At 65.2% G+C, this 14,535-nt stretch carries 18 protein-coding genes; 7 read left to right on the top strand and 11 right to left on the bottom strand.

Annotated elements, in window-relative coordinates:
* Positions 1–139: 139 nt before the first annotated feature.
* A complete protein-coding gene (locus A6E15_RS09020; RefSeq protein ID WP_139326585.1) occupies positions 140–445 on the bottom strand; it encodes a hypothetical protein in 306 nt (101 codons plus the stop codon).
* 223 nt (positions 446–668) lie between these two features.
* Between A6E15_RS09020 and A6E15_RS09015 the strand changes: the two genes are divergently transcribed.
* Positions 669–1,298: a class I SAM-dependent methyltransferase gene (locus A6E15_RS09015; protein WP_076145631.1), complete on the top strand. Its 630-nt coding sequence runs from the start codon at positions 669–671 to the stop codon at positions 1,296–1,298.
* Positions 1,299–1,976: 678 nt separating this feature from the next.
* Here the strand turns inward: A6E15_RS09015 and A6E15_RS09010 are convergent.
* Positions 1,977–2,387 (bottom strand): winged helix-turn-helix transcriptional regulator, encoded by a 411-nt coding sequence (locus A6E15_RS09010; RefSeq protein ID WP_076145630.1) that lies wholly within the window; start codon positions 2,385–2,387, stop codon positions 1,977–1,979.
* A 134-nt stretch (positions 2,388–2,521) separates the two neighbouring features.
* Between A6E15_RS09010 and A6E15_RS09005 the strand changes: the two genes are divergently transcribed.
* Complete coding sequence (locus A6E15_RS09005) at positions 2,522–3,082, top strand: DUF2703 domain-containing protein (RefSeq protein WP_076145628.1); 561 nt, start codon at positions 2,522–2,524, stop codon at positions 3,080–3,082.
* A gap of 313 nt (positions 3,083–3,395) precedes the next feature.
* Here A6E15_RS09005 and A6E15_RS09000 read toward each other — a convergent pair whose 3' ends face one another.
* Positions 3,396–4,964, bottom strand: a complete 1,569-nt coding sequence (locus tag A6E15_RS09000; protein WP_076145626.1) for a PH domain-containing protein — start codon at positions 4,962–4,964, stop codon at positions 3,396–3,398.
* Positions 4,961–5,449: a PH domain-containing protein gene (locus A6E15_RS08995; protein WP_076145625.1), complete on the bottom strand. Its 489-nt coding sequence runs from the start codon at positions 5,447–5,449 to the stop codon at positions 4,961–4,963. Before A6E15_RS08995 ends, A6E15_RS09000 begins: the two co-directional genes overlap by 4 nt.
* Positions 5,450–5,657: 208 nt before the next feature.
* Between A6E15_RS08995 and A6E15_RS08990 the strand changes: the two genes are divergently transcribed.
* On the top strand, positions 5,658–6,020 hold the full coding sequence (locus A6E15_RS08990) for a DUF7344 domain-containing protein (RefSeq protein WP_076145623.1): 363 nt from the start codon (positions 5,658–5,660) through the stop codon (positions 6,018–6,020).
* A 5-nt stretch (positions 6,021–6,025) separates the two neighbouring features.
* Positions 6,026–6,751 carry a DICT sensory domain-containing protein gene (locus A6E15_RS08985; RefSeq protein ID WP_076145621.1) on the top strand — a complete coding sequence of 242 codons (726 nt, stop codon included), beginning with the start codon at positions 6,026–6,028 and terminating at the stop codon, positions 6,749–6,751.
* A gap of 30 nt (positions 6,752–6,781) precedes the next feature.
* On the opposite strand, the gene A6E15_RS08980 is transcribed toward A6E15_RS08985, so the two are convergent.
* Positions 6,782–7,015: an HVO_2901 family zinc finger protein gene (locus A6E15_RS08980; RefSeq protein WP_076145620.1), complete on the bottom strand. Its 234-nt coding sequence runs from the start codon at positions 7,013–7,015 to the stop codon at positions 6,782–6,784.
* A 254-nt stretch (positions 7,016–7,269) separates the two neighbouring features.
* On the opposite strand from A6E15_RS08980, the gene A6E15_RS08975 reads away from it, so the two are divergent.
* Both A6E15_RS08975 and A6E15_RS08970 read left to right on the top strand, forming a co-directional pair.
* Positions 7,270–8,340, top strand: coding sequence for a CNNM domain-containing protein (locus A6E15_RS08975; protein WP_076145618.1), 1,071 nt, complete (start codon positions 7,270–7,272; stop codon positions 8,338–8,340).
* A 51-nt stretch (positions 8,341–8,391) separates the two neighbouring features.
* Positions 8,392–8,823, top strand: coding sequence for a universal stress protein (locus A6E15_RS08970; RefSeq protein ID WP_076145617.1), 432 nt, complete (start codon positions 8,392–8,394; stop codon positions 8,821–8,823).
* A gap of 43 nt (positions 8,824–8,866) precedes the next feature.
* On the opposite strand, the gene A6E15_RS08965 is transcribed toward A6E15_RS08970, so the two are convergent.
* The 5 genes from A6E15_RS08965 to A6E15_RS08945 all read right to left on the bottom strand — a co-directional run bounded on the left by A6E15_RS08965 (position 8,867) and on the right by A6E15_RS08945 (position 13,445).
* Complete coding sequence (locus tag A6E15_RS08965; protein WP_076145615.1) at positions 8,867–10,282, bottom strand: class II fumarate hydratase; 1,416 nt, start codon at positions 10,280–10,282, stop codon at positions 8,867–8,869.
* Positions 10,283–10,302: 20 nt separating this feature from the next.
* Complete coding sequence (locus A6E15_RS08960) at positions 10,303–11,919, bottom strand: PH domain-containing protein (RefSeq protein ID WP_076145613.1); 1,617 nt, start codon at positions 11,917–11,919, stop codon at positions 10,303–10,305.
* Position 11,920: 1 nt separating this feature from the next.
* Complete coding sequence (locus tag A6E15_RS08955) at positions 11,921–12,382, bottom strand: PH domain-containing protein (RefSeq protein WP_076145612.1); 462 nt, start codon at positions 12,380–12,382, stop codon at positions 11,921–11,923.
* A gap of 421 nt (positions 12,383–12,803) precedes the next feature.
* Positions 12,804–13,061, bottom strand: coding sequence for a BolA family protein (locus A6E15_RS08950; RefSeq protein ID WP_076145610.1), 258 nt, complete (start codon positions 13,059–13,061; stop codon positions 12,804–12,806).
* Between the two features lie 60 nt (positions 13,062–13,121).
* On the bottom strand, positions 13,122–13,445 hold the full coding sequence (locus A6E15_RS08945; RefSeq protein WP_076145608.1) for a NifU family protein: 324 nt from the start codon (positions 13,443–13,445) through the stop codon (positions 13,122–13,124).
* A 153-nt stretch (positions 13,446–13,598) separates the two neighbouring features.
* Here A6E15_RS08945 and A6E15_RS08940 point away from each other — a divergent pair, with 153 nt between their 5' ends.
* The gene (locus A6E15_RS08940; RefSeq protein ID WP_245800551.1) at positions 13,599–14,114 is read left to right on the top strand and encodes a DUF7523 family protein; all 516 of its coding nucleotides are present in this window, start codon (positions 13,599–13,601) and stop codon (positions 14,112–14,114) included.
* A 17-nt stretch (positions 14,115–14,131) separates the two neighbouring features.
* Here the strand turns inward: A6E15_RS08940 and A6E15_RS08935 are convergent, their stop codons facing one another.
* Positions 14,132–14,512: a winged helix-turn-helix domain-containing protein gene (locus tag A6E15_RS08935; RefSeq protein ID WP_076145605.1), complete on the bottom strand. Its 381-nt coding sequence runs from the start codon at positions 14,510–14,512 to the stop codon at positions 14,132–14,134.
* Positions 14,513–14,535 lie beyond the last annotated feature (23 nt).

Genomic DNA, 14,535 nt, shown 5'->3' with positions numbered 1-14,535 from the left:
TCCGTCGAGGACTCGAGCGGCCCGATCACCGCGGGGAACTAGTAACTCTCGTATCATTAGAACACCGTTGTACATGGCACGCGAGGGCAAATGATGCGGGTGTTATTCTCACTGTTCACCCGCCCTGGGGAGCGCTGCGTTATTCGAGACCGTTGGGGCGGAACCACCAGTCCAGCCACTCGTAGTTCTTCTCACCAATTCGTGCGAGTCGTTTCTCGGCAGTCGCGACATCGGACGGCGATTCGAGCAGGACTCGGTCGTCGAAATTCGCGTTGTTCGGCCAGTCTACCGGGAGCCACATCGCTCTCGTCGGACGCTTGAAGAGCCCCTTCGACCGGAGGATCTTGTCGATGTTTTGGCCGATCTCTATGGGATACTCGAGTTCGAGTCGAATCACGCCGTCCGGGTCGACGACGTAGGCCCACCGGCCAGTGTGCGACGCCATCTCGAGGTGGAGCACTCCGAGCCGAGTCGCCATTTCGTCCCCCTCGTCGGCGACGACGGATATCTCAATTCGCACGTCGAGTTCGTCTGCGACCGCTTGATGTGGGAGTGGGCGCGGGCGACCGAGAGTCCGATCAGGTTCACCTTTCCGCGGGACGTTTGGACGGTGAGGCCTGGGAACTATGGACCCAACGTTGGTAGTGCTTGGCAGACTACGTTCACGTATGCCGAAATCGGAGCCATTCGAAGTCCACACTGACCGATACGAAGGATGGTTCGACGAACACGACGACGTCTACCAGTCCGAGTTGGCTGCGTTGGATCGGTTCGTGCCAGCGACCGGACGCGGAATCGAGATCGGCGTCGGGAGCGCGCGGTTTGCCGCACCGCTTGAAATCGACGTCGGGATCGACCCCGCCGAAGCGATGTTGGAACATGCCCGCGAGCGGGGAATCAACGTGGTCAGAGGTGTCGGTGAGCATCTCCCATTCCCGGACGATACCTTCGACACTGCGCTGATCGTGACGACGATTTGCTTCGTCGACGACATTCCCAGAACGTTGGCCGAAGCCGACCGAATCCTCTCGCAGTCAGGGCACCTCGTGATCGGCTACATCGACAAGGACAGCCCGGTCGGTCGGCTCTATCAGGAAAAGAAAGAGCAGAATCCGTTCTACAGGGAGGCGACGTTCGTCTCGACCGAAGAACTCCTCGAGGCGCTCGAAGCGACCGGGTTTACAGACTTTGAGTTCGTACAAACGATCTACCACTGGCTCGATGAGGGAGACGGTATCGAGCCGATTGAAGACGGCTATGGCGACGGGTCGTTCGTGGGGCTCAAAGCCAGCCGATAGCGACTTCGGCTCCCTGTCAGCGTGGGTACCTTGGCGAAAACGAACTCCGTACGACTCCGGTATCCTTCAGAAAGCAAGTCGTGAATCGGCTCGAGGTCAAGTGGTTCGAGACGCCAAAGTCGTCTGATCATCCCGGAAATAGAGGATTTTCGTACGACACAGCCATCGGTACACCTGTTCGACCGCGAGAGTTGGATGCTTCGTACGAGAGAACAGGTCGTATCGTAGACCGGCAACTATCCTACCTGCAGTAGGGAAGCCTCGCCGTCGCCGGGCGTAGCCCGGCTGCCTGAGGGATCTCGGATAACCCTCCGTTTACGGCGAGAAGGATGTCACTTGTTCTTTCCGAGATGGAGGTTCCGATCGGTCTCATACCGGTCTTGCCACCGATAGAGAAGACAGTTTGGTACGATCGATGGCTCGAAGAGACCAGTTGAGAGTGTCTGGCTACCCTACTACGAATAATTCAATATATGCCAATATGGTGGCTCCGAGTTGAAGTTTTTCTCACCTAGCATGATGCGCCGGTATATGCATGTGATATGGGTGTTTTGATTCGTCAAAGTACATTTTCTATTTGACACTAGTTTTCGTTCCGGCGTTTATCCGGGTATTATTTTCCGTGGTCCTCGCCGAGGAGTACCTCTCGCTGGAAAAAGTACGTCTCTGGCGTCGGATTCAACATCGATCGACAGCCGTTACGCATCCGGTCGTGAGTGCTTCGTCACGACACTCCTGCGAGGTGGGCGAACAGCCGTCGGTTTCGGGGTCGTCTCCGTGATCGTGTAACTCGACGAGCGACTCCAGTTCTCGAAGTTGAGTAGCGATTTCAGTTCCCTGCTCGGTCAGTGAGTACGTCGTCGTCGGAGGGGTCGTATCTGCGACTACCCGCTCGACGAGGCCGTGACACCGAAGCTCTTTGAGCCGCTGAGATAGCATCGGTGCGGTCAAGCCGTCAAGTTCGCGTTGAATCGCGTTGAACCCCTGAGGCCCTTCTGACAGGAGACGAAGGATGTGCAGCGTCCACTTCGGCCCGAGAATGTCCTGTAATCCGTGCCATTTTGCCTGCCACTGCTCGCGCTCGCTCATTACCGTAGTATCAGCCGCTATAGCGAGATATACGTTCGGCCTCTCTCCCACTCCAGGTGGTTTCGATACGCTAACCACGTTTATGTCTAATTACTGAGTAGTATAAGAGCCAGCAAGCCATATAGTAAAATGCGATGGACGACCACACAGACAGCAAGACGGTATCGATTATTCAGCCAGCAACCGAAGAGTACACACGACGGACGGTTACCGTCGATTTCCTCTATCTGGACAACGAATCCTGCGACCGATGTATGGGGACTGAAGATGCACTCGAAGCGGCGCTTGAGCGGATCGAACCAATTCTCGATGCGCTAGCTGTCGGGATTACTGTCAGGGATATCCACGTCTCGACGCTAGAGGCTGCTGAAGCGACGCAACTCGCCGTGTCACCGACGATCCGTATCAATGGCCGGGACATCCAGCCCGACTATATTGAAAATACCTGCGAATCGTGTGGAGGCCTCTGTGAGTGTGAGGGTGATGTCGATTGTCGCCTCTGGCAGTACCGCGGTGAGGAATACTCGACGGCACCTGTCGGACTCCTTGTCGAGTCGTTAGTGCAAGCTATTGCGCCGAATGGGATGCAATCCAGTGAATCACGCGAGAGCCGAGCCTATCAGCTTTCGTCGAACGTCCGGGAATTCTTCGAAGGGGCGGGCAGCGACGAATCGGACTGTGGGTGTGGTTGCTAAGCTACGATTCGTTTGAACGTGTTTTGACGTCGTCTCGGCCGACGTGTCGCGGACGATAATTCATCTGGAGTTTTTCGACGTCGTCAAAGAGGTCATCAGTGCTCCCTCCTCGAGTGAGTTGAATCGAATAACGGGAATCATCGACCGGCAGTTTCATTTCATGCAGTCCCTCGCAAATGTATCGGATCAATCGAAGCCGAATGCATTGAGACAGCCAGTCTCAACTCCTGTGCGGAGCAGTCCGAGTGAAATATCGATTTCCCCGCCCACGCGATCGGATGTCGAAACTCGTCATCCTCCGGTTGCAGACGCGCTAACTGTCTTCGTCGCTCGAGTCCCCGTCGTCGGCCTCCCGGAACCACTGCCCGACGGTCCGCTGGCGCTTGCGTGCCCGCAGTCGCTCCTGGAGCCGTTCCTCGAGGTCGGCCTGTAACTCGAGGCCCCGTTCGGCGTCGATGTCGTGGGCGGTCGCGGCCCGGCCAAGCAGCGAGGCCGAACTCGCGGTGTCGGCGGTGACGCTGGCGAGGGACCGGCGGCGCTGGAAGATCGTCGCCTGGTGGAGGACGGCCTGGACCCGGTAGTAGGGGACGACCTTCGTGGTGCGCCGCCAGAAGCCGGTCCGGGTGAGGAAGTACCGGTCGTCGACCTGGTAGCCCCGACTGGACCACTTCAGGTGGGCGGCAGGCGGGACGAGGACGGCGAGTGCGGCCAGCAGGTACCACCGACCGAGGACTCCCGTGTATCGGGCCACCAGCGCCGCGATCCCGACGCCGGCGGCGACGACGAGCAGGTACCGGACCGCGTACCGCTCGCGCGCACGGCGAGGCGGCGACTCGAGGGCGACCGGACCGAAGGGTTCGATCGCGCGTGCGAGTGCGGCCACCCGGTCGGCGTCGGCCAGCGGAATCGCGGACTCGGTCCCTCGGGAGTCGGACTGGCCGGGCGCGTAGCCGGCCGTCTCGACGCTGAGGGCGGCGTAGCCGAACCAACGGAAGGGGACCGACCGAGAGATCGTCAGCGTCTGGACCTTCTCGAGCGGGATCGTCCCGCTGTAGCGCTGCAAGAGCCCGCGCTCGTAGTAGAGTTCGTCGCCGGCGCGGGTGAGCCGGAACCCGTAGTACCGGGTGAACGTAAGCACCGCGCTGACGACCCAGGCGGCAAGTAGGAACAGGAAGAGGCCCCACGCGAGGGCGAACAGGCCCGTTTCGGGGCCCGGCAGCCAGCCGATGCGATCCCCGGGTAGCAGCGTCGCGGGATCGAACCCGCTGGCAAAGGACAGCGCGATACCGCCGAGTAGACTCGCCCCGGGGTCGATGGTAAAGACGCTCAGGATCACGAGTTCTCGTGGTCGGATCTCGAACAGGAGTTCGTCGTCCGCGGGGCCGGGGTCGGCCGCCGTAGTTCGGTCGCCCGCCTCGAGATCGTCGTCGTCCGGGTCGTCCCTGCTCGCCCCGCTCCGGAGTTGTCGCCTGAGCCGGTGAGCCTCGTCTTCGGCGACGTACTCGAGGCTGACTTCGGTTTGGCCGCCGCCGGCGGTCTCGATGTGGACGGCGGCGATACCGAGGACGCGACCGAGGACGTTCTGTCTGATGTCGACGTTCTGGACTCGACCGAGCGGGAGTTCGCGGTCCCGACGCGCGAGAACGCCGGAAGTGACGTCGAACGTGTCGTCGGTCAGATCGTACCGGAACCGCTGGTAGTAGGCGAACTCGTAGACGATCCCGGCGACGATCCCGATCGCGACGAGGCCGAATATCGACAGCAGATCCATCCCGTTTCCGCCGGGCGAGACGACCACCCCGACGACGAAAAACAGGAAGCCGGTGTTGATACTCCGCGACAGCGAGCGGACGGCGATCGACGCGGGATGCAGCGATCTCATACGGCGTCTTCACCCTCGCTCTCGATCGCGAGCCCCCGAAGCGACTCCTGGAGCGAGTCCGCACGGGCTGGCGTCAACCCGGGGATCGTGACGTCCGAACTCCGGGAGCCGGCCGTGTACACCACGACCGTCGCGAGCCCGGTCGTCCGCTCGAGCGGGGAGCGGCGGGAGTCGACGTGTTGGACCCGGACGTAGGGGACGACGGTCCTGACGCGCGTAAAGACGCCGCGCTCGATGTAGAGGTCGTCGTCCCGGAGTTCGAACCGCCAGACGCCGTAGCGGAGCCAGGCGACGACGACCCGGAGGACGGCGAGAACGACGGCGACTGCGACGGCGGCCGGCACGAGGACCTCCGGCGCACTCGCCCAGAGATCGGTCCGGGTGAGCCCGATCGCTGCACCGACGACGATCCCACCGAAGATCGCGGCCCGAACCAGCGCGAGGGCCAGCCAGACGACCCGCACTCGCGGCGTGAGCCGTTCCATACGTATCGTGAGGGGACGACCCGATTAAAACATGGGAAAGCAGCTGCGGGTCGCAGGGACTGAGAGCCTCGGCGAGATTCGTCGGCGAAATTGCCGCCCACGATCCGGCAGTCGTCGCCGAGTTGACGCGGCGACGACCGTCCCCGAGTAGGAGGGGCCTGATTTCGACGGGGACAACTATTTGTTACTTGTTATCATACGACGACCAATGAGAGACGATCGCACCGAACTCGAGGCGAACGCGCTCAGTTCGGCCGTGGACGGACTGTCGGTCGATGAGGTGTTTCGCCTGCTCGCGTCCCCGATCGCTCGAGCAACGATCGTCTACTGCCACCAGCAGCCACAGCCAACGCTCGAGGAACTCGCGGACGTGGTCGCCGGCGTGACCGCCAGCGATGAGGGGACGATCGCGTCGCCGGCCGACCGCGACCGGATCAGAGTCCGGCTCTACCACGAGACGCTGCCGCGACTCGAGGACATGGAACTGCTCGCGTTCGAGCGGAAATCCGGCGACGTCACCGAGACGGCGATTCCGGAGTCGATCCTCGACTGCCTGCGGGCCGTCGAGTGACCGCGATGCGATCGCTCCGAGACGCCTTCGAGGCGGTTGATCGACGGCACAAGACCCTCGAGATACACAGCGACGACGAGTCGGTCGTGACGGCGCTCCGTCGGGGGTTCGAAACGCGGACCGTCGACGTAACGCGTCGTCCACTGGGACTGCTCGACGGGGCCGGCTTCGTGATCGTCCGAGACGCCGACGGCGCGTTTCGGGGCGCGCTGGGACTCGAGGGGTTCGAGGCGATCCTCTCACCGACGGCCCACCCACCGTGGGAGTTGGTCGACGCCGAACCCGACCCCGCTCACCTGTTCGACTTCCTCGAGAACACGCTGTTCGCGTCCGCGACCCGCGGCCAGTTGCTCGCGACCTCCCGCGAGATCGAAGAGCGGGCGTGGCGGGCCGGTGCCGGCCGGCTGTACGCGGGCTTCCAGCGACCGGCGGCGCTTCGGACTCAGGCGGCGGTGTACGAGCGATTCGGTGCCTGCAAGTCGATCGACGTGACGGCGTTTCTGGCGGGAGAGTGGTCGACCCCGCTCGAGGGCGTCTCGGTCGTCACCGGGACCGGCGGCGAACTCGGCGCGTTCTGGTTCGTCGTCTTCGACGGCGGCGAGGACGGAAGGCATTGCGGTGCCCTGATCGCCGAAGAACGCGATCCGGACGAGTACGCCGGGTTCTGGACGTTCGAGCCGTCGATCGTCCGCGAACTGAGCGACTACCTCGAGACGATCGACGACGCGTAGGGACGGAAGTCGGAGAGACGCCAGTCGGAGTCAGTGGGTCGCGGTTCGGACGTCGCCGACGCGATAGAGGTCCTCCTGCAGTCCGTCGCCGTCACAATCCTCGTTGGGGCACTCGTAGTGCCAGCCGTCCTGGGTCGCCGACCCCTCCTGGAATCGCTCCCCGCATACCTCACAGAGGAGCTGTCCGTCGCCGCACGTATCGCGGTGTAACTCGAGGGCGAGTTCGGTCTGGAACGACTGATTACAGTTTCGACAGGTGTGCATATTTCGTCTGACGCGAGCCTCCGCAAAAACTGCTTGGGTTTTTTATTCCGGCGGATACGGCAGTGATTCGGGCTCGCTGTCCCGATTTGGGGACGACGGGTCGGGAAGAAAGAACGGTCGGAATCCGTGTTTACGCGACCGCGAGTTGTCTCTCGCGTGGTAGCTCGACGGTTCGACCGTCGCTGTCGAACGACGAGCGGTATTCTAGTCGATTACCCTGATTGATAAGTGATCGCCGGATGAACGGGCCAACGATGGAACCGATCGAGATCGGCGCACGGATCGTGGCCGGGTTCGTTCTCATCGCGTTGAACGCCTTCTTCGTCGCGATCGAGTTCGGGTTGACGCGTGCCCGACAGTATCCCGAGTCCGAGTTCGACACGCCCGGGCTACGGCTGGCGTGGGAGATGACCGACGACCTCGAGTTCTACCTGACGACCTGTCAGGTCTGGATCTCCGGGACGAGCATCGCGCTCGGGATCGTCGCCGAGCCGGGGCTGGCGGCGTTGTTCGAGCCGCTGTTTGCGAACACGGCGCTGGCGTCCGCGGGCGCGGGCTCGATCCTCGGATTCCTGCTCATCAACCTCGTCCACCTCACGCACGGCGAGCAGACGCCGACGTATCTCGGCGTCGAACGCTCGAAGCAGGTCTGTCGGTACGGCGCGCGGCCGCTGTACTGGTTCGCCAAAGCGATCGCCCCGCTGATCCACTTCGGTGACTGGGTCGCCAAGGCGACGCTGGGACTGTTCGGCATCGAGATGACCCAGGCGTGGACCGAGGCCGAAGAGGAGGTCATCGAGACGCGGGCCGACCTCCGGAACCGGCTCGACTCCGTCCTCGAGGAGGGCGATCTCCCGGCCGACCGTCGCGAGGAGGTGATGAACGCGTTCAACATCGGCGAGCAGTCGATCCGGGAGGTGATGGTCGATCCCGATGAGATCGTCGCCCTGTCGACGACCGCAGCACCCGCGGAGAACTTCCGGAAGATGGAGGAACGGCCGCAGACCCGGTATCCGCTCGTCGGCGACGAGTTGACCGACTTCCGCGGAATCGTCTACACGCCGGTCTTCGTCCGGCACCGCGAGGAATTGGCCGACGGCGACGTCGACTTCGAGGAACTGGCCGCGCCGCCGATGACGCTCTCGCCCGACACCGACGTCAGCGACGCGATCGACCAGTTCCAGACCGAAAACCAGGAACTCGCCCTGGTCATCGAGGACGGCGAGGTCGTCGGGCTGGTCACCGTCACCGACCTGCTCGAGGCCGTGATGGGCGACATCGAGGACCCGCTGGACGAGGCGAATCTCGAGTCGGTCGATCGCTGACCCGCGACTGCACGCGGTCGTTTTTTCCGCGTCGCTATCGAAACGACCGCCGTGTACGACGACATCCTCGTGCCGACCGACGGAAGCGACTCGAGCGCGGCGGCGGTCGACGAGGCCGTCTCGATCGCCGACGGAGCGGGAGCGACGGTTCACTTCTTGCACGTCGTCGACGCGGGAACCGAGATGGCCGGGGCCGGCGAGGGGGCGCTGGCTCCGGAATTGACGCGGACGCTCGAGGACGAGGCCGAATCGGCCCTCGACGCCGCCGCCGAACGAGCCGAGAGCGCGGGCATCGCGTACGATCGACGCATACGTGAGGGAATTCCGCACGAGGCAATCGCGACCGAAACCGCGGAAGTCGAAGCCGACCTCGTCGTCATGGGCGCGAGCGGGCGCTCGGGCGTGAAAGAACGACTCCTCGGGAGTACGACCGATCGCGTGGTTCGAACGGTCGACGCGTCGGTACTGATCGCGCGGCCCTGAGAGGGATCGGGGCCGCCGATCGAAAACGAGATCCCGTGCCGTCTCAGTCGTCCTGACCCAGGATACCGCGCTCGGCCATCTTGCGGGGGTCGAGGACCTCGTCGGCCTCTTCCTCGTCGAGGTAGCCCTTCTCGAGGACGACCTCGCGGACGGTCTTGTCCTCCTTGAGCGCGGTCTTTGCGACCTCGCTGGCCTTGTCGTAGCCGATGTGGACGTTCAGCGAGGTGGCCATCGCCATCGACTGCTCGACGCGCTCTTCGCAGTAGGCCTCGTTGGCCTCGAGTTCGCGGACGAACCGCTCGGCGAAGACCTGACTCGCGTTCGAAATGAGTTCGGCGGACTCGAGGAAGTTGTGGGCCAGCACGGGCTTGTAGAGGTTCAGGTCGATCTGGCCCTCGGCCGCGCCGGCGGAGACGGCGGCGTCGTTGCCGACGACCTGCTTGTGGACCTGGTTGACGGCCTCGGCGACGACCGGGTTGATCTTGCCGGGCATGATCGAGGAGCCGGGCTGGTTCTCCGGCTGTTCGATCTCGCCGAGCCCGTTACGGGGACCCGAGGCGAGCAGGCGAAGGTCGTTGGCGATCTTGTTCAGCGAGCCCGCAACCGTCCGGAGCGCGCCGTGGGCCTCGCTCATCGCGTCGTGGGCGGCCTGGGCCTCGAAGTGGTTGTCGGCCTCGCGGAACTGAACGCCGGTCTCCTTCGTGATGTACTCGGCGGCGCGGCCGGGGAACTCCTCGTGCGTGTTGAGGCCGGTCCCGGTCGCGGTCCCGCCCAGCGCGAGTTCGCCGAGGTGGTCGCGGACCTGGTCGACTCGTGCGAGTCCCTTCTCGACCTGGGTGCGGTAGCCCGAGAACTCCTGGCCGAGCGTGACCGGTGTCGCGTCCTGCAGGTGCGTGCGACCGGTCTTGATCACGTCGTCGAACTCCTCTTCCTTCTGCTCGAGCGCCTCGCGGAGGGTGTCCAGTGCCGGGATGACGTCTTTCTCGACGGCCTCGAGGGAGGCGACGTGCATCGCGGTCGGGATGACGTCGTTCGAGGACTGGCCGTAGTTGACGTGGTCGTTGGGGTGGACGACGCGGTCGCCGATCTCCGAGCCCATGATCTCGGCGGCGCGGTTGGCGATGACCTCGTTGGCGTTCATGTTCGAGGACGTGCCGGAGCCGGTCTGGAAGACGTCGACCGGGAACTGGTCGTCGTGTTCGCCGGCGATGACCTCGTCGGCGGCCTCGATGATCGCCTCGGCGACGTCGTCGTCGACGAGTCCGAGGTCGCGGTTGGCCTGCGCGGCGGCCTTCTTGACGACGCCGAGCCCGCGGATGAACCGCCGGCTGAACGTGATCCCCGAGATGGGGAAGTTCTGAATCGCGCGTTGGGTCTGTGCCCCCCAGTAGGCGTCGGCCGGAACCTGCATCTCGCCGAGACTGTCCTCCTCGAGTCGGTAATCGTCTCCGTCTGCCATACGCGAGGGGTCGGCTCGAGTCACGTAAAATCCACCGAAAGCCCGAGATCGTCCGTGCGGGCGCGCTCGCGCAGTGCCGACTGGAGCCGTTCCCGGCCGGTATCGTGGATCTCGCGGGCCGTCTCGAGGTCGATGTCGTAGATCGTCGGGGACCCCCACGCAAAGGTGCGCGAACTGGCGGTATCGACGGCCAACGACGCGAGCCCGAGCCGTCGCTGGAAGACCGAGCGCCGCGTCGCGACCGTCTGGATCCGGTAGTAGGGGATCACGGTCGTCCGGCGCTTCCAGAACCCGCTGCGGATCACGAGGTGTTCGTCGCCGACGACGTAGCCGAGGTTGGCGTACTTGAGGTAGGCGGCGGGCGGTACGGCGAGGAAAACGATCGCCGTGAGATACCAGCGGTCGAACGTCGAGACCTGCGCGAGGCCGAACGCGACGGCGACGATCACGGCCGCGACGATGGCGTACCGGCCGAGATACCGGCGGCGAGCCAGCGTCGGCGGACTGCGGAAGTCGGGCGACTCGGCACCGGTGAGGTTCTCGGCGAACCGGTAGACGCGGTCCCGCTTCGCCATCGGGACCGCCGACTGGCTGCCGCCGCCGCTGTCTGGGCCGTAGCCCGCCGTCTCGACCCAGAGGCCGGCGTAGCCGACCAGCCGCTGGAGCGGGTTCTCGGTGACCGTGACCGACTGGACCTTCTCGGCTGGGATCGAGCCGCTGTAGCGCTGGACCAGCCCGCGCTCGTAGACGAAGTCCTCGCCCGCGCGGCCGAGCCGGAACCCGTGGTAGTTCGCGACGGTGTAGATCGCGCTCGAGACGTAGGTGAAAAGCGACCACTGGACGGCGGTGACCGCGGCCAACACCAGCAGCGGGCCGACCGCCGCGCCCTCGAGCGTCGCCGGCCCGCCGAAGGGGCGAGCGGCGTCGACGACGAACGCGGGCACGAGCCCCGACCCGGAGTCGGCACCGCCGAGGAAGACGAGTATCGCGATCGGAAAGACCGCCGCGCCCCACCGGAACGAGGTCACCGCGTAGAGCAGGAGTTCCCGGGTCTCGAGGTCGAACAGCAGCGTCGGGGCGGCATCGCCTCGGGAGCGGTCCTCGCGCGTTCGTTCGGGCGCGGTCGGCTCGTCGGTGGACGGGATCGATTCGTTAGACGCCGGCCGATCGGACTCGGGGTCGGCGGTCCTCTCTCCGGTGGCGGCCGTCAATCGGCGAATTTCCGACCGGACCCGCTCTGCCTCGTCCTCGCTGACGAACCGGAGCGTCGCTTCGGTGTCGCCGCCGCCGGCGGTCTCGATCGAGACGACCGCGAGGCCGACGACCCGCTGGAAGAGCCCCTGTGAGATATCGACGTTCTGGACCCGCCGGTAGGGGATCTCGCGGGACCGGCGCGAGAACACCCCCGAGGAGACGTCGAACGTACTCGCGGTGACTTCGTAGGTAAACCGGTAGTAGTACGCGATTCCGTAGCCGACGCCGGCGACGAGACCGATCGGGACCAACGCCAGTAGCGGACCGGTATCGACGTCGAGGACGCTGGATCCCAGCCCCACGAGCAAGACCGGGACCGAGAAGCCGGTCGCGCCGTGCTGGAGCGCCAGCGTCACGGCGCTGAGAGGGTGTAAGCGGTTCATGTCAGACGGCGTCTTCGCCCTCGCTCTCGACGGCCAGTTCGCGGAGGGTCTCCTGCAGGCTCCGGGCCCGGTCCGGCGTCAGCCCCGGAATCCGAACGTCGGCGTTCCGGGAACCGGCGGTATAGACCACGACGCTCGAGAGACCGAGCGCCCGCTCGACGGGGCCGAACTGGGTGTCGACGTGCTGGACACGGACGAACGGAACGGCGGTCTCGACGAACGTGACGACCCCGCGCTCGAGGTAGAGGGCGTCGTCCTGCAGTTCGAACCGCCAGACCTGATAGCGGCGGACGGCGTAGCCGACGGCGAGAAGCAGCGCGACGGCGACGGCGGCTGCGATCGCGAGCGCCGGGACGGTGACTCGCCACCGATCGAGGGCGACGAGGGCGACGGCGAGGACGACCGCCGCGATCGCGCCGCGGGCGATCCAGATGAGCCTGATGCGGGGATGAAGCGTCTCCATGTCCGATTCGTGTCAACCCTGATGGATAAAGCTACGGTTCCAACGGGGGCGGCGACCGTCGGGGCCAGCGACGGACGAACGGATGGGAGCGTCGTACGGATCGCCGGCAGTCAGTTCCGGTGCGACCGCGAACCGTCCTGCGATCGGTCCGGTAACCAGTGACAGCCGAGCGGATCAGTCGTCGGCGGGGACCGTCAGGACCGGCACCGACGACGCCCGACGGACGCGGTCATGCGGACGATCGACAGCGCGTCGACTCGAGCGCCGTGTCGGGCGGCTTCCGCGACCGCGACCCGCCCGACCGCAGCGGGCGTCTCACCGTCGACCGCGGTCGCTCGAGGCGATCGGGACGCTCCCGGAAACCAGTGGGAGAAATGCAGGGGTTCGACGGACGCGGGTGGACCGCGAGCGACCGATCGGTCTATTCGGCCTCGAGGTCGTCGTACGCCTCGGGGGTGTACGTCGACAGTTCGAGGGCGTGGATGTCGGTGGTCATGTGATCGCCCAGCGCGTCGTAGACCTCCTGGTGTTGCTGGACGAGCGGGAGGCCGTCGAAAACGGGCGAGACGACCGTCGCGGCGAGGTGGTCCTCGTCGCCTTCGTCCCGCGCGTGGGTGACCGTGGCGTCGGCGTCCTCGAGGTTCGATTCGATGAGTTCCTCGACGTCGGCTGGCTTCATGGGTGGGAATTGGTCGCTCGCGGCAAAAGCGCCGCGGTCGCGATCGGCGGCGCGGCCGATTTAGAACGGCACGTCGTCGGGTACGTCGCGTCCCGACGATCCACCGGCCATCCCGTCGAACCCGGTGCTGACGTCGACGTAGTCGATCGCGTCGATCTCGGCCGGCAGTCGCTGCTGGATCGCCTGGGTCGTCATCGAACTGACGCCGCAGCCGCTACAGGCTCCTGTCAGGGCGATCGAGACACGTCCCGCCTCGAGGTCGACCTCGGTGATCGCGGACTCGCCGCCGTGGGCCTCGATCTGGGGAAAGTTCCGGCGGAGGAACAGCGCCACGTCTTCGCGGACGGCGTCGGCTGGGGACTGGGCCGATTCGGACTCGCTCATGGGTGAGCCAAGGGACCGGAACGGTATATACTGTCGGCCGAATCGATTCTCCCCGAGATCGGGGTCGAACGATCGCGACCCGTCCCCGGGACCGCGAACCGTCCGAGCGACGATGACGGCGACTTTATGATCGCTCGCGACGCCGTCCCCGCTATGTCACTGGCAGCCGAGACGCGACGGGCGGTCGATCGCCGTCCGTTCCTCCGGACCGCCCTGCGGGCCGGCGTCGTCAACTACACCGCCGCGGCCCGCTCGCTCCCGATCGACGGCGAGCCCGACGCGGTCGCCACGGCGCTGCGCCGGTACGCCGACGAGTTGCCCGCCTACGAGACCGACTCTCGCTCCGCTCGCGTGCGGATGGAAAGCGGCGTCGGACGGCTCGAGGACGGGGCCGACCGCGACGACGCGCTCGTGACCGTCGGCGGCGCGGCATTCGGCCCCTGCGACGGCGGGTCGACCGCCATCGTCGCGACCGGCGAGGTCGACGCGGCCGCCGCGGCGGCCGTCCTCGAGCGGCTCGGGGTCGAGGGGACCTCGCCGGACGCCGCGGCCGTCGCCGACGGAACGCTGGTCCTCGTCGTCGATCGACGCGCAGGGGCGACGGCGTTGCGGACGGTCGAAAACGCGCTCGAGAACGCCGTCGTCCGCGACGGCGACGACCCGGACTGACGGACGGGGAACGGAATTCAGTCCGCGCTGCTGTCGTAGGCGTCGCCGAAGTCCCACTCGCGACGGAGAAGTTCTTCGACCCCGTGTTCGAGGATGACCTCGCCGGGGATCGTCGCCCTGTAGTGGGTGGAGAGCCCGTCACTGTCCCGCTCCGAACGCGCTCGTTTCTCGACGAGCCCGACCTCGCGGAGCTTGCCGAGGTGGTAGTGGAGCGTACTTTCGTCGACGTCGATCATCGAATCCAGCTCCGTGGGCGTCAGCTCGTCCGTGTGAGCGAGTCGATAGAGGATCTCGAACCGGTTTCGGTTCCCGACCGCGGCCTGCATCTCGAGGTACTCCTCGAGGGAGCGGACGCTTCGCTCCGGGAGGAGGTCCGTCGGATCGGCGTTGCTTCCCATCGTATCGGCACCCACTCGCTTCT

Source organism: Natrinema saccharevitans, assembly GCF_001953745.1.
GTDB classification, from domain to species: Archaea; Halobacteriota; Halobacteria; order Halobacteriales; family Natrialbaceae; genus Natrinema; species Natrinema saccharevitans.
The sequence above is the reverse complement of the archived record's forward strand: the minus strand, read 5'-3'. Positions and strand labels throughout refer to the sequence as shown.

Coding starts and splice junctions, on each gene's coding strand:
- A6E15_RS09020 (WP_139326585.1), bottom strand. CDS start 445: ATGGCGTCGCACACTGGCCGGTGGGCCTACGTCGTCGACCCGGACGGC.
- A6E15_RS09015 (WP_076145631.1), top strand. CDS start 669: ATGCCGAAATCGGAGCCATTCGAAGTCCACACTGACCGATACGAAGGA.
- A6E15_RS09010 (WP_076145630.1), bottom strand. CDS start 2,387: ATGAGCGAGCGCGAGCAGTGGCAGGCAAAATGGCACGGATTACAGGAC.
- A6E15_RS09005 (WP_076145628.1), top strand. CDS start 2,522: ATGGACGACCACACAGACAGCAAGACGGTATCGATTATTCAGCCAGCA.
- A6E15_RS09000 (WP_076145626.1), bottom strand. CDS start 4,964: ATGAGATCGCTGCATCCCGCGTCGATCGCCGTCCGCTCGCTGTCGCGG.
- A6E15_RS08995 (WP_076145625.1), bottom strand. CDS start 5,449: ATGGAACGGCTCACGCCGCGAGTGCGGGTCGTCTGGCTGGCCCTCGCG.
- A6E15_RS08990 (WP_076145623.1), top strand. CDS start 5,658: ATGAGAGACGATCGCACCGAACTCGAGGCGAACGCGCTCAGTTCGGCC.
- A6E15_RS08985 (WP_076145621.1), top strand. CDS start 6,026: ATGCGATCGCTCCGAGACGCCTTCGAGGCGGTTGATCGACGGCACAAG.
- A6E15_RS08980 (WP_076145620.1), bottom strand. CDS start 7,015: ATGCACACCTGTCGAAACTGTAATCAGTCGTTCCAGACCGAACTCGCC.
- A6E15_RS08975 (WP_076145618.1), top strand. CDS start 7,270: ATGGAACCGATCGAGATCGGCGCACGGATCGTGGCCGGGTTCGTTCTC.
- A6E15_RS08965 (WP_076145615.1), bottom strand. CDS start 10,282: ATGGCAGACGGAGACGATTACCGACTCGAGGAGGACAGTCTCGGCGAG.
- A6E15_RS08960 (WP_076145613.1), bottom strand. CDS start 11,919: ATGAACCGCTTACACCCTCTCAGCGCCGTGACGCTGGCGCTCCAGCAC.
- A6E15_RS08955 (WP_076145612.1), bottom strand. CDS start 12,382: ATGGAGACGCTTCATCCCCGCATCAGGCTCATCTGGATCGCCCGCGGC.
- A6E15_RS08950 (WP_076145610.1), bottom strand. CDS start 13,061: ATGAAGCCAGCCGACGTCGAGGAACTCATCGAATCGAACCTCGAGGAC.
- A6E15_RS08945 (WP_076145608.1), bottom strand. CDS start 13,445: ATGAGCGAGTCCGAATCGGCCCAGTCCCCAGCCGACGCCGTCCGCGAA.
- A6E15_RS08940 (WP_245800551.1), top strand. CDS start 13,599: ATGTCACTGGCAGCCGAGACGCGACGGGCGGTCGATCGCCGTCCGTTC.
- A6E15_RS08935 (WP_076145605.1), bottom strand. CDS start 14,512: ATGGGAAGCAACGCCGATCCGACGGACCTCCTCCCGGAGCGAAGCGTC.